The following is a 13,019-nucleotide window of genomic DNA, read 5'->3' as shown; positions in this document are numbered from 1 at the left end:
ATAGAAGGTTTTAAGAGCTTGTTCGAAATCTTCTTTGAACTGTTTTTGACAAAGTATCAGTGAGCACAAGAAATTTTAAATAGTCTCTAACGTAGACGTTAACATTTTTTTGGTAGAGACGTTGCCGGTATTTTTGATATTGATAGAGCGGGCATAAGCTGTGTTGTTATCACAGCAGCGGCGAATTCCTTCATCACTCGACGGTATACATCACGTTTAAAAGAGACCACTTGACGTACAGGATACCAGTAGCTTACCCAAAGCCAACCGTCAAATTCTGGCGGATTGCTCTGTTGCATGTTGATATTGCTATCATCACTGGTTAATTGAAGTAAAAACCATTTTTGTTTCTGGCCTACACACACGGGTTTCGTATCCCAACGAACCAAACGTTTAGGTAATTTATAACGTAACCAACTACGGGTAGAGGCCAATATGCGAACGTTCTTTTTACTTAAACCCACCTCTTCAAAAAGTTCACGGTACATTGCCTGTTCTGGTGTTTCATCTGCATTAATGCCGCCCTGAGGAAATTGCCAGGAATGTTGACCGCAACGGCGAGCCCATAAAACCTGTCCCTGCCGGTTACAAATGACAATACCAACATTTGGGCGGTAGCCATCATCATCGATCACTAGACTACCTCGATAAACTTAGAATTCAGAAATGATCTGATTGTTTCATACTAACCACAGGCGGTAAACTAATTAAAAGATACTCACATTAGACATCTTTCGAAACCGTAGTTCGTTATGTGAAGTCAAGGCGCCCGGCGCACAGCAACCGGAGTGTACGTGTGAGTACATGAGGATTGCGCGCACCGGGCAACGCAGGATCCGCGTCACGCAGTAGGTTTCGAAAGAGGTCTATATACCCTTCGCCTTTGAAGCCGCTGAGTTGTTGGTTACGAGCCGTCGCCCTCATGGTATGTCCACGCTCATCGGTCTCACGCTCTAACCGCCTAGCGGCAGCTTTAAGGACAGTGGGTATAGAGCATCAGCAATTTCTAAAGAGGTCTCGTGTGTAATTTAATTTCTGTCCCTCCCCTCCGTGATGAAAATCAGCTTTTGCTCCGTGCTCAGGCTTTATCGGGATTTACCTTGGGTGAATTAGCGATGAAAGCGCAATGGCATATGCCTGCCAATTTGAAAAGAGCAAAAGGTTGGGTAGGCGTATTATTAGAATTTCATCTTGGTGCGAAAGCAGGAAGTAAGCCTGAGCAGGATTTTGCTGATATCGGCATTGAACTAAAAACTATCCCAGTGAATGCTCAAGGCAGAGCATTGGAAACCACTTTTGTTTGTGTGGCACCATTAACGGGCAATAGTGGGGTGATTTGGGAGAGCTGTCATCTTCGCAATAAACTTTCCCGGGTTTTATGGATCCCTGTAGAAGGTGAAAGGCAGATCCCTTTAGCAGAGCGCCGTGTTGGTACTCCTTTGTTATGGAGTCCAAGTGCAGAGGAAGAAAAACAGCTCCGCGACGATTGGGAAGAGCTGATGGATTTGATTGTTTTAGGTAACGTGGAAAGTATTAGAGCGCACCATGGTGAGATTTTACAATTGCGTCCTAAAGCAGCGAATGGTCAGTCTTTAACCGAGGCAGTGGGTAAACAAGGGCAGCGTATCATGACCTTGCCTCGTGGTTTTTATTTGAAAAAAAACTTTACTAATAAATTATTATCTCGCTATTTTTCTATTTGATAGCCTGTATATTTAAAAATAACCACTTCTTTCATTATGATTAATAGAAATATAGCGCGTATAATCAAGTCTTTTTGTTTAATAGGATATATGAGTAATGTTTGAATGGATTGCTGATCCAAATGCTTGGTTAGCTCTGGGTACACTCACTATCCTAGAGATTATTTTAGGTATAGATAATATTATTTTCTTATCTTTGGTCGTGGCAAAATTGCCTAAAGCACAACAAAATAAAGCGAGAAGGATTGGTTTATCTGCTGCGATGTTGATGCGTTTAACTTTGTTGGCGTCTATTACCTGGGTCATTGGTTTAACGAAGCCTCTTTTTACTCTTGCAGAACATGCTATTTCAACACGTGATTTGATCTTGTTTTTCGGCGGGTTATTTTTAATTTGGAAGTCGACTAAAGAAATTTATGACTCGATCATTGGGGATGAAAATTATCACAGTAGCCATGTGAGTTCTTTTGCTAGCGCTATCATACAAATTATGTTGTTAGACATTATTTTTAGTTTAGATTCCGTCATCACGGCGGTTGGGCTTTCTGATCATCTGTTTATTATGATGACCGCCGTTATCGTTGCTGTCGGTGTGATGATGTTTGCCGCCCGGCCTATTGGAGAGTTTGTCAATAATTACCCCTCGGTTAAAATGTTGGCGCTTGCTTTTTTGATTTTGGTTGGAGTGACTTTAATGTTGGAAAGCATTCAAGTACAAATACCTAAGGGATATATCTATTTCTCTCTGTTTTTTTCCATCAGCGTCGAAAGCTTAAATTGGTTACGAGGTAGAAAGAGAAATAAAGAGGAAGGAAATAAGTGAATAATGCTGAAAGCCTTGCAGAAATTTGCCATTTTTTGCGCGAACAGCATGTACTCACACTCTGCGCAAAGCGTAGTGATGATATGTGGTGCGCGAATTGTTTTTATTTTTTTGATCAAGACAAGATGGCGTTATATTTGATGACTGAACCGACCACCCATCATGCGAAGTTAATGCAGATTAATCCACAGGTTGTCGGGACTATTGCCAACCAGCCCCATCAAATCGAATTAATCAAAGGTATTCAGTATCGCGGTGATATTACTGTGCTAACAAAAGAGCGGGATACCTCGATGCGTAAGCGTTATTGCCACCGTTTCCCCGCTGCCAAAGGCGCGACAACCCCCCTTTGGCAGCTGTGTCTGCGGGAAATCAAAATGACCAATAATACATTAGGGTTCGCTAAAAAATTGTTTTGGCGGCGTGAAGAATAAACTTCTTGCATAACCGACAGTAAAAATTCAAAGATTTATGCGGTGAAATGGTATTTTAATAAATACCATCACCGCAAATTATTGAAATATTTAATTATCAGTATCATTCCTGTTTATAATTATTGGAATGATACTGAATTTTATGAGCTAGGTTGAAAAATAAGTATTTCTGATAATGATGTATTCTCAAATCCGTTTTCAGTCCTATTTTTGGCAAATTGAGCAGGGTTTTTTAACAGGTTTTCTGCATAATCATGATATTCGGTTTTTACATTTTCGTTAATCCATTGTTTCATCAACCCTTCGTTTAATTCATTCATTGCACCTGGATAATCAAAATACTGCGGAGGATCGCAGAACTCTTTCGTGTCTACACAAGGATCTATCATACTTTGCCTAAGCTTGTCGTCTTTTGTAGTAGCGGCTACTATCGTCATAAGCAATGCATATTCATCATATGTTTTAAGTGAATTTTTTTCTTGCGGTGAAAATTCCTTCCCCTCTATAATCTTTGGACTTATTTCCGTGAACTGTTGCAACAAACCAATTGTCGTGTTCTCAAAGGTTATTCCGGGGGTTGTAGGGAGTCCCTGTCTTACTCTTGATTCTAAATCAATAAACTTAACACTATTATTTTTATCATCAACCATATTTTCTAATTTAATATTTTTAGCCATATTTTCTAATTTTATGTCGATAAGATAGGTAGCTATTTTATGTAATTCAGCTAAATCTTTCGTGGAATTTTCAAAATCTTTTATTTCGACGGTATTATTATTAAATAATATTGCAGCTAAAGATTCACCTGCATTAAGAGCAATCATTACATCCTCTCCGACTACTGTACTGTAGATCATGGTTCTTAAACCAAGTAAATCGCTGTTATCAGATTTAGTGTCAAATTTGGGTGATTGTTCATTAAGCGGCGCAAGAGCAATCCATCTGTCACTTATACCAATAGCTTTTTTAGCACCACCCTCTAGTGGAGTACTAGGCTTCCTATCGGGTACAGAAAGCGTAATCCCCTCTATGCCACGATAAAATTTTTTGCCATATATTTTACTATTAGCACTTTTATAGGTTAATTCCTGACGACTTGCGTCATTAAACTCTTTTGATGCTAATAGTTTTGTACGAGCTCTGACGGCACCTAGTATTCTATTAGCTGCCTCTTCTTTTGTAATAGGTTTACTGTTAGCGGCTATTCCTTCTTCTCCTTTTTTTACGGGAAAAAACAGGGTTCTTGGTTTTGGCTCTGGTTTTTTTAATGCCACTTTCTCTTCAGTTGCTAAATTTTTCAACTCAACAGAACTATTTTTTCCTGTTTCAAATTGTTTTATCAATGATCCAGTATTGCCTGTTAATTCTAATCTATTGATTAATACATAATTGGGTTTTCTAACCGAATACACTTCTACTTTCTTCATAATGATATTTCCTGGAGTTAATTTTTATGTCATTTTATTGTCACTCCATAAATAAAATTATCAAAAACAGATTATGGTATAAATTATTACTTGTCATATAGAATAAAATACATTTTTTTATTTTTCTTTAAGGATCCGCAGCATACGCCGCAGTGGCTCTGCGGCACCCCACAGTAATTGATCCCCTACGGTGAATGCCGATAAATACGTTGATCCCATATTGAGTTTACGTAAGCGCCCAACAGGCGTTTTTAAGCTGCCAGTGACGGCTGCTGGAGTGAGTTTACTCATTGTATTCTTGCGATCATTGGGGATCACCTCTACCCACTTGTTATGCTCAGCAAGCAATTGTTCAATTTCTGGCAAGGGAAGATCTTTTTTTAGTTTCAAGGTAAAAGCTTGACTATGGCAACGCAGGGCTCCAATACGTACGCATAAACCATCAATCGGAATGATATTTTTGCGTGCTAATATTTTGTTGGTCTCTGCCTGACCCTTCCATTCTTCACGGCTTTGCCCGTTTTGAAGGGCGCTATCAATCCACGGGATCAAACTGCCGGCCAGCGGTACACCGAAATTATCGGTGGGTAAATTACTACTGTTGGTTTTTTCCGTTACCTTTCGTTCAATATCAAGAATGGCTGATGCAGGATTGTCCAATTCTGTTATGACCTCTTTATGTAAAGCACCCATTTGCGTGAGCAATTCACGCATATGTTTTGCTCCGCCTCCGGAAGCTGCCTGATAAGTGGCGACAGAAGCCCATTCAACCAAATCATTAGCAAATAATCCGCCCAGTGACATTAACATCAGGCTAACGGTACAGTTACCACCAACAAAGGTTTTGATGCCTTTATCTATGCCCTGCTGAATCTGCTTTTTATTAACCGGATCCAAAATAATAATGGCGTCATCTTTCATGCGTAGAGCGGAGGCGGCGTCGATCCAATAACCTTGCCATCCGCTGTCACGTAATTGTGGATAAATCTTGTTGGTATAATCGCCGCCTTGACAGCTGATAATGATGTCCATATTTGACAATTTATTAATATCATAAGCATCTTCTAAGAGGGTATCAGCTAGACTTTTGATCACTGAAACCTTTTTGTCGCTTTTTTGTGACGTAGAGAAAAATACTGGCTCGATAGCCTCAAAATCGTTTTCTTCTTCCATACGTTGCATCAGCACGGAACCGACCATGCCACGCCAGCCGATAAAACCTACTGTTTTTTTCATATTTATTGCCTTGTTTGAGGAGGTTGAAATAGGTTTTTATACCCTTCGCCTTTCAAGTTACGGCTTTGTTGTCTGCGGGTGCTCGCCGAATCACGTAGTATGTCTACGCTCATCGGTCTCCCCCCCTGGCCGTAACTCGAAATTCATTGGGTATACACCTTAGTCAGTATTTCGAGCTGTTCTTGCATCGCTAACCACGCTATTTCAACTTTTTCTAATTTCATTTTAAGCTGAGCTTGTTGTTGCAGACATGAGATAAGCTCATTTTTACGTGCTATATCGTAGAGTGTTTGATCAAGCAATTTTTGTTCAATGGTTTGCAATTCAATACTTAATTGCTCCATTTTTTGTTCCAGTAGCGTAATTTTATTACGCAAGGGTTGGCTCTGTTTGCGTAATTCTGCTCTGTGGCGTTTTTGATCAACCCGTCCTGCAACAAATTTAACTGCCGGTTCAGGGGGTTGCTGTTCATTTTGTTGATCCTGTGAACCCATTAGCCATTGTTGATAATCAGTTAAATCCCCGTCGAAGGGCGCAACACTGCCATTGTGAACCAGATAAAGATCGTCGGTGGTTGATCGCAATAAGTGTCGGTCATGTGAAACCACCACCAGCGCCCCTTCAAATTCAATGAGTGCTTCTGTTAAGGTTTGGCGCATATCTAAATCTAAATGGTTAGTAGGTTCATCAAGCAATAATAAATTAGGGCGCTGCCAGACAATCAGCGCCAGTACCAATCGCGCTTTTTCGCCTCCGGAAAAACGTTCCGTTAGGCTGGTTACTTGATCCCCTTGAAAACCAAAACCACCAAGATAGTTACGTAACTGCTGCTCAGGCTCAAGTGGTGCTAGGCGAGCCATATGTTGCAGCGGTGATTCATCCGCATGTAAATATTCAAGCTGATGTTGTGCAAAATAGCCTAGCTTGATGCCCTTAGCTAAATTTATTTCGCCACTTTGTGGCTTAAGTGTACCGGCTAATAACTTAATTAACGTCGATTTTCCTGCGCCGTTACAGCCTAATAATCCGATACGCGAGCCAGGAACTAAATTGAGTTTGATGGATTGTAAAATCACTTTTTCATCATAACCGGCACAGACTTTTTCCATCCTTAACAATGGATTGGGTAAATTTTCGGGTGGAAAAAAACGAAAATGCAACGGATTATCAATAACGGCGGGGGCGATTAACTCCATCCGTTCAAGCATTTTTATGCGGCTTTGGGCTTGTTTAGCTTTACTGGCTTTAGCACGGAAACGATTAATATAGTGTTGTAAATGCGCTACTTTTTCTTGTTGATGCTGATATATTGATTTTTGTTGTAAAAGTTTAGCTGTTCGCTGACGTTCAAATGATGAATAATTTCCCGTGTATTCATTTAGCTTTTGCTGTTCAATATGTAAAATTTTGTTGATAATTGGATCCAAAAAATCGCGATCATGGGAGATAAGCATCAAAGTGCCGGGATAATTTTTCAGCCATTTTTCTAGCCAAATCACGGCATCTAAATCGAGATGGTTAGTGGGTTCATCCAAGAGCAGTAAATCTGAGCGACAAATCAGTGCCCGCGCTAAATTAAGACGCATTCGCCAGCCCCCTGAAAAGGAGCAGACAGGTTGTTGTAGTTGATGTTGTGAAAACCCTAGGCCATTGAGCAGATTGGCGGCGCGCGATTGAATGGTCCAGGCTCCAATGGCTTCTAGTTCTCCGTGTAAATTAGCGATGGCATGACCATCATTTTTTTCGTTGACGATTTGTAACTGGTTTTCTAAATGACGAAATTGGCGATCACCGTCGATAACGTATTCTATGGCGGGAACCTTTAATCCGGGCGTTTCTTGGTCAACCCAGGACACTGTCCAATTAGGGGGAAAAATGGCATCACCGCTTTCGGCGCTGATTTCTTTTTTCAATAGCGCCAGCAGCGTGGACTTTCCACAACCGTTCTTGCCAATGAGCCCGACCTTTTTACCTGGATTGATCGTTGCGGTTGCGTTGTCAAGTAACACACGAGTACCACGTCGAATTTGAAGAGAAGAAAAAACAATCATAGGCGCCGTATGTTTAAAATATGTTAAATTGTATTGTTTGATGACCGATTCAGAGTAACTCTTTGCCTTTGAAGTTGCCGCCAACAGCGCGGCGGCTTCAAAGGCAAAGGGTATACCGGACGTTTTTTATCTTTACTCGCATGGTAACGGAAAACCAGCATTTTGACGACTTTTGGAGGAAAATGATGTTACCGATGCCTAAAATTTTATTATTGTATGCTCATCCCGAATCACAAAATTCGGTGGCTAATAAAATTTTATTACAATCCGCGGCGAAGTTAGCGCATGTTACTGTGCATGATCTCTACGCTTGTTACCCCGAATTTTTTATTGATGTTTGTCACGAACAACAACTATTGCGTGACCATCAATTCATTGTATTTCAACATCCTTTGTATACTTATAGCTGTCCAACTTTATTAAAAGAATGGTTTGACCGCGTATTATCTCGGGGTTTTGCCAGTGGCGTAGGTGGCAATGCTCTGCGAGGAAAATATTGGCGGTCGGTGATCACTACCGGTGAACCTGAGGGCAGCTTTTACCGCGACTATGATAACCGGTATCTGATGGAAGATATTTTGCAGCCTTTTAAATTTATTGCATCGATGTGTCATATGCATTGGATCATGCCGATGATTGTTTATTGTGCTCGCCGGTTAGCGCCAGCGATGTTGCATCGACATGCTAAGGAGTACGTTCAATGGTTACAGTCCCCACTATCCATCTCTGTATCTACGGGAAAAAAATAATGGAAGATTCGGGGTTATTAACGGCTATCTTATTATTTTTATTTGCGGCGGTGGTGGCCGTTCCTATCGCCCAACGTTTGGGGATTGGGGGGGTATTAGGTTATTTGATAGCGGGGATAGCGATCGGGCCTTGGGGATTAGGTTTTATCCATGATGTTGATGAAATTTTGCATTTTGCTGAGCTTGGTGTGGTTTTTTTGATGTTTATCATTGGACTAGAACTTAAACCGGCGAAGCTCTGGCAGCTTAGACGCTCGATATTTGGTGTAGGTGCTGGCCAGGTGGTGATCACTGCTTTGATCTTGGGTGCGTTGCTTTATTATAGCGATTTTGCTTGGCAGGCGGCGGTCATTGGTGGCATCGGTCTAGCGACTTCTTCTACCGCAATGGCGCTACAGTTGATGCGTGAAAAAGGAATGAATCGCAACGAAGGGGGGCAGCTTGGATTTTCAGTCTTATTATTTCAAGATATAGCGATAATTCCTGCATTGGCATTGATTCCTCTTTTGGCGGGATGTCATGGGGCCGTCGAGAACGATTGGGGTAAAATTAGCCTGAAAATGGCCGCTTTTGCTGGGATGCTGATCGGTTGTCGTTATCTGTTACGCCCTTTATTTAGTTATATCGTGGCGTCCGGTGCACGTGAAGTGTTTACCGCTGCTGCTCTCTTGGTGGTCTTAGGCTCGGCATTATTTATGGATATGTTGGGTTTATCGATGGCATTAGGGACTTTTATTGCCGGTGTTTTATTAGCAGAAAGTGAATTCCAACATGAATTAGAAATTGCTATTGAGCCTTTTAAAGGGTTGTTACTCGGGCTGTTTTTTATTTCTGTTGGGATGGCGCTAGATGTAGGCGTGCTTTTTGTTCATTTTTTTATCATATTGATGGGTGTGATTGCACTGGTTTCTATTAAAATTGCGGTGCTTTGGGCTTTATCGAGTATTTTAACGTTAAATCGTTCGGTACGATTGCAGTTTTCCACGGTACTGAGTCAGGGAGGAGAATTTGCATTTGTTCTATTTTCTGCGGCATTTAGCCAAAAAGTGCTGACGGCAGATCAATTGGCGCTGTTATTGGTGGTGGTGACGCTGTCGATGATGACGACGCCGCTGTTGATGAAGGGAATTGATTGGATGTTGGTGCGTCGCTATAACGAGCAGGAAGAAAACGATGAAAAGCCCTTTGTAGAAGATAATGATCCACAGGTGATTATTGTCGGTTTCGGTCGTTTTGGGCAGGTGATAGGGCGTTTATTAATGGCAAATAAGATGCGCATTACTGTATTAGAGCGTGATGTTAGTGCCGTTAGTATGATGCGTAAATATGGTTATAAGGTTTATTATGGCGATGCCACGCAACTAGATTTATTACGTGCCGCTGGTGCTGAAAAAGCAAAAGCCATCGTTATCACCTGTGATGAACCGGAAGATACGATGGAATTGGTTCGCCTCTGTCAGCAATATTTTCCGAATTTATGTATTTTTGCTCGCGCCCGTGGCCGGGTGGAGGCACATGAGTTGTTGCAATCTGGCGTAGATAATTTCGCCCGTGAAACTTTCTCTAGCGCTTTGGAATTGGGTCGTAAAACGTTATTAGCGTTAGGAATGCATCCTCATCAGGCTTATAGAGTACAGCAACATTTTCGTCGTTTGGATATGCGAATGCTACGCGAATTGATGCCACAGCATCATGGGGATGTCGCTCAGATTTCTAGAGTAAAAGAAGCGCGGCGTGAATTAGAAGATATTTTTCAGCGAGACATGCAAGATGAACAACGGCAATTTGCTGATTGGGATAAATGATAAGTCGTAAAGTCGTATTGATAATTTCGAAATCTTCTTGAGCGATGTTCAATTGAGGAAAAAATGAGCACAAGAGATTTCAACGCGGAGATAACAATGACAACACGTAAAAGGTTTATCGCTGGTGCAATTTGCCCACATTGTCATGCGTTAGATACATTAGCGTTGTGGCGAGAAGAGCAGGCTGGTGTCGCAATGGTAAAGTGTGTGAAATGTGATTATTACCAGCGTCAGCCGGATAAAAAAGCGAGTAAAACCATTCATGTTGATGAAAAAATAATAGGGATGTTTCATGTCTTTTGATGTCTTTAAAAATGATGTTATTTAAATTATTACGCTCGATTATTTTAGGGCTGATTGCTGCCGCCATTCTATTACTTTTATACCGTAGTATAAAAAATAATATTCATGAAACCATTCCGGTTAGTTATAGCAGAGCGGTAAGCCTTGCAGCGCCCGCGGTGGTAAATGTTTATAATCATAGTGTAGGAAATTTAGCTCAAGTTCCTTTAACGATACGGATGTTGGGGTCTGGCGTCATTATGAGTGACAAAGGCTATATACTGACCAATAAACATGTTATCAATTACGCTGAAAAAATTATTGTTGCGTTACAAGATGGTCGTATATATGAAGCATCATTGGTTGGTTCAGACGCTTTGACAGATTTAGCGGTATTGAAAATTGAGGCAGATAATTTGCCGGTGATTTCAATTAACCTGAATCAGGTAACCCATGTTGGTGATGTCGTTTTGGCAATAGGTAATCCTTATAATCTAGGACAGACTATCACTCAAGGTATTATTAGTGCCACAGGTCGAGTTGGTTTGAGTGATTCTGGTCGACAAAATTTTTTACAAACGGATGCTTCAATTAATCGCGGCAATTCCGGCGGAGCCTTAGTCAATAGCTTAGGTCAGTTAGTTGGTATCAATACATTATCATTTGACAAAAGCAGTAATGGTGAGATCCCGGAAGGCATCGGTTTTGCTATCCCTACGGCTTTGGCAACTAAGGTGATGCAAAAATTGATTCGTGATGGAAGGGTAATACGTGGTTTTATTGGTATTACCGGCGACGATTATCCACAGTTTAATTTAACTAATGCTAATAAAAAACCGATACAAGGCATTAAAGTGAACAAAATTTTGCCTGAGGGCCCCGCTGCTGCTGCGGGGATCCGGATTGGAGATATTATTCTTAGCGTAAATGATATCCGCGTTATTTCTACAATAGAAACGATGGATCAGGTGGCAGAAATACAACCTGGTACTGTTATACCGGTGCTGATATTACGTGATGAACAACAAATTATGTTGAAAATAATCATTAGTGAATATCCTGATAGTTGAATGGTTATTACTTTTAGAGATTTCGACGGGCGCTTAACATAGAAACCAGAAGCGTGTTATTTATTTTTCGGTCAGTTATACTGCCCGCATCATTCATTTTCTTTCCATAAACGATTATGCCAATGTTTTCGATTTTGGCTTTGATTGCCTATTTATTCAGTTTGGGATTAATTATCCCCAGTTTATTACGGAAAAATAGTGCCTACCGACGTTTGGCACTGCTTTTTGCTGTCTTAGCGTTAATTTGTCATGCTGCGGCGTTAAAACAACAGATTTTTGATGTGGTGGACGGTAGTCAAAATCTTACTTTACTTAATATTGGTTCTACCGTAGGGCTTGTTGTGTGCTCAATCATGACCATAGTGGCATCACGTGGGCGTGTGTGGTTTATGTTGCCGATTGTTTACAGCTTTGCCATGATTAATTTGGCTTTTGCTAGTTTGTGCCCTGGTGAGTTTATGACTCATTTAGAAGGGACGCCTACATTATTTGTCCATATTGGTTTGGCTTTATTGGGTTATGCTACTTTAATTATTGCTGCACTGTATGCTTTACAATTGGCTTGGCTTGATTATTTGTTGAAACATAAAAAGCTGGTTTCTACTGCCGATATGCCTCCTCTCATGAGTATTGAGCGTCAAATGTTTTATATCACGCAAATTGGGGTGGTGTTATTGAGCTTAACTTTGTTTACTGGACTCTTTTTTAAAGATAATTTGTTTAGTGAAGAAAATCGTTATAAAACATTATTATCTGCTATAGCTTGGTGGATTTATATTGTTTTATTGTGGGGGCATTATTACAAAGGCTGGCGGGGTCGCCCCGTGGTGGGGTTTAGCCTGGTGGGCGCATTTTTTTTGACTTGTGCCTATTTTGGTAGTCGCTTAATTCAATAAACCCTTCGTCTTTGAAACCGCCGCGTTGTCGGCTGCGGGTGTTCGCCGAATCACGTAGTATGTCCACGCTCATCGGTCGGTCGCCCTGGTAGCCGAAGGCAACTTCAAAGGCGAAGGGTATAAGAGACTATTCGAAACCTCTTTAAATCAAAATACTCATCCAGACAAAAAAAGCCATTAAAATAGTCAGAAAAACCGCTGCTGAGGCGATATCTTTTGCTTGGCCAGAGAGCGGATGCTGTTCACTGCCAATCCGATCGATAGCGGTTTCAATCGCACTATTTATTATTTCAACAATGATAACCAGTACAATCGACCCTATTAATAAAATACGTTCTATTGTCGTAAAATCTAGGCAATAAGCTAATATAATGGCGATAATAGCTACTATTGTTTCTTGGCGAAAAGCGGCTTCATTTTTCCACACCGCTAGCAATCCTTTTAGCGAATATTGGCTAGCGTGGTAGAGGCGGGTTAATCCCGTTTTTTTATTTTTTATCAATGGGTATGCCTTTATCTTTGTTAATTCACAACTTTAATCGA

Annotated in this window: 13 protein-coding genes; 8 read left to right on the top strand and 5 right to left on the bottom strand. The window is 40.9% G+C overall.

The window, feature by feature from the left end:
• Positions 1–98 precede the first annotated feature (98 nt).
• Positions 99–635 carry an RNA pyrophosphohydrolase gene (gene rppH, locus AACL30_RS10595; protein WP_339056623.1) on the bottom strand — a complete coding sequence of 179 codons (537 nt, stop codon included), beginning with the start codon at positions 633–635 and terminating at the stop codon, positions 99–101.
• Between the two features lie 384 nt (positions 636–1,019).
• Between rppH and mutH the strand changes: the two genes are divergently transcribed.
• The 3 genes from mutH (at position 1,020) to AACL30_RS10580 (ending at position 2,960) form a co-directional block, all read left to right on the top strand.
• A complete protein-coding gene (gene mutH, locus AACL30_RS10590; RefSeq protein WP_339056622.1) occupies positions 1,020–1,703 on the top strand; it encodes a DNA mismatch repair endonuclease MutH in 684 nt (227 codons plus the stop codon).
• A 97-nt stretch (positions 1,704–1,800) separates the two neighbouring features.
• Positions 1,801–2,526: a TerC family protein gene (locus AACL30_RS10585; RefSeq protein WP_339056621.1), complete on the top strand. Its 726-nt coding sequence runs from the start codon at positions 1,801–1,803 to the stop codon at positions 2,524–2,526.
• Positions 2,523–2,960, top strand: a complete 438-nt coding sequence (locus AACL30_RS10580) for a YhbP family protein (RefSeq protein WP_339056620.1) — start codon at positions 2,523–2,525, stop codon at positions 2,958–2,960. Before AACL30_RS10585 ends, AACL30_RS10580 begins: the two co-directional genes overlap by 4 nt.
• A gap of 140 nt (positions 2,961–3,100) precedes the next feature.
• Here the strand turns inward: AACL30_RS10580 and AACL30_RS10575 are convergent, their stop codons facing one another.
• From AACL30_RS10575 to AACL30_RS10565, 3 genes are all read right to left on the bottom strand, one after another.
• Positions 3,101–4,387 carry a hypothetical protein gene (locus AACL30_RS10575; protein ID WP_339056619.1) on the bottom strand — a complete coding sequence of 429 codons (1,287 nt, stop codon included), beginning with the start codon at positions 4,385–4,387 and terminating at the stop codon, positions 3,101–3,103.
• A 117-nt stretch (positions 4,388–4,504) separates the two neighbouring features.
• Entirely contained in the window at positions 4,505–5,623 is a 1,119-nt protein-coding gene (asd, locus tag AACL30_RS10570; RefSeq protein WP_339056618.1) for an aspartate-semialdehyde dehydrogenase, read from the bottom strand.
• A gap of 143 nt (positions 5,624–5,766) precedes the next feature.
• The gene (locus AACL30_RS10565) at positions 5,767–7,674 is read right to left on the bottom strand and encodes an ABC transporter ATP-binding protein (protein WP_339058461.1); all 1,908 of its coding nucleotides are present in this window, start codon (positions 7,672–7,674) and stop codon (positions 5,767–5,769) included.
• A 185-nt stretch (positions 7,675–7,859) separates the two neighbouring features.
• Here AACL30_RS10565 and kefG point away from each other — a divergent pair, with 185 nt between their 5' ends.
• The 5 genes from kefG to AACL30_RS10540 all read left to right on the top strand — a co-directional run bounded on the left by kefG (position 7,860) and on the right by AACL30_RS10540 (position 12,476).
• Positions 7,860–8,423: a glutathione-regulated potassium-efflux system ancillary protein KefG gene (gene kefG, locus AACL30_RS10560; RefSeq protein ID WP_339056617.1), complete on the top strand. Its 564-nt coding sequence runs from the start codon at positions 7,860–7,862 to the stop codon at positions 8,421–8,423.
• The gene (kefB, locus tag AACL30_RS10555) at positions 8,423–10,228 is read left to right on the top strand and encodes a glutathione-regulated potassium-efflux system protein KefB (RefSeq protein ID WP_339058460.1); all 1,806 of its coding nucleotides are present in this window, start codon (positions 8,423–8,425) and stop codon (positions 10,226–10,228) included. Before kefG ends, kefB begins: the two co-directional genes overlap by 1 nt.
• A 96-nt stretch (positions 10,229–10,324) precedes the next feature.
• Entirely contained in the window at positions 10,325–10,531 is a 207-nt protein-coding gene (locus tag AACL30_RS10550; protein WP_176487628.1) for a YheV family putative zinc ribbon protein, read from the top strand.
• A gap of 14 nt (positions 10,532–10,545) precedes the next feature.
• Positions 10,546–11,580, top strand: coding sequence for an outer membrane-stress sensor serine endopeptidase DegS (gene degS, locus AACL30_RS10545; RefSeq protein ID WP_339058459.1), 1,035 nt, complete (start codon positions 10,546–10,548; stop codon positions 11,578–11,580).
• Between the two features lie 116 nt (positions 11,581–11,696).
• On the top strand, positions 11,697–12,476 hold the full coding sequence (locus tag AACL30_RS10540; protein WP_339056616.1) for an inner membrane protein YpjD: 780 nt from the start codon (positions 11,697–11,699) through the stop codon (positions 12,474–12,476).
• A 142-nt stretch (positions 12,477–12,618) separates the two neighbouring features.
• Here AACL30_RS10540 and AACL30_RS10535 read toward each other — a convergent pair whose 3' ends face one another.
• On the bottom strand, positions 12,619–12,975 hold the full coding sequence (locus tag AACL30_RS10535) for a diacylglycerol kinase (RefSeq protein ID WP_339058458.1): 357 nt from the start codon (positions 12,973–12,975) through the stop codon (positions 12,619–12,621).
• Positions 12,976–13,019: the final 44 nt, after the last annotated feature.

The organism is Candidatus Regiella endosymbiont of Tuberolachnus salignus, assembly GCF_964020115.1.
Classification (GTDB): Bacteria; Pseudomonadota; Gammaproteobacteria; order Enterobacterales; family Enterobacteriaceae; genus Regiella; species Regiella insecticola.
Note: the sequence above shows the minus strand (reverse complement) of the source record. Positions and strands in the feature narration are given on the sequence as shown.

Bases quoted from the DNA above. Each gene is read 5' to 3' on its own strand.
- AACL30_RS10585 (WP_339056621.1), top strand. From the start codon at position 1,801: ATGTTTGAATGGATTGCTGATCCAAATGCTTGGTTAGCTCTGGGTACA.
- AACL30_RS10575 (WP_339056619.1), bottom strand. From the start codon at position 4,387: ATGAAGAAAGTAGAAGTGTATTCGGTTAGAAAACCCAATTATGTATTA.
- asd (WP_339056618.1), bottom strand. From the start codon at position 5,623: ATGAAAAAAACAGTAGGTTTTATCGGCTGGCGTGGCATGGTCGGTTCC.
- AACL30_RS10565 (WP_339058461.1), bottom strand. From the start codon at position 7,674: ATGATTGTTTTTTCTTCTCTTCAAATTCGACGTGGTACTCGTGTGTTA.
- kefG (WP_339056617.1), top strand. From the start codon at position 7,860: ATGTTACCGATGCCTAAAATTTTATTATTGTATGCTCATCCCGAATCA.
- kefB (WP_339058460.1), top strand. From the start codon at position 8,423: ATGGAAGATTCGGGGTTATTAACGGCTATCTTATTATTTTTATTTGCG.
- AACL30_RS10550 (WP_176487628.1), top strand. From the start codon at position 10,325: ATGACAACACGTAAAAGGTTTATCGCTGGTGCAATTTGCCCACATTGT.
- degS (WP_339058459.1), top strand. From the start codon at position 10,546: ATGTTATTTAAATTATTACGCTCGATTATTTTAGGGCTGATTGCTGCC.
- AACL30_RS10540 (WP_339056616.1), top strand. From the start codon at position 11,697: ATGCCAATGTTTTCGATTTTGGCTTTGATTGCCTATTTATTCAGTTTG.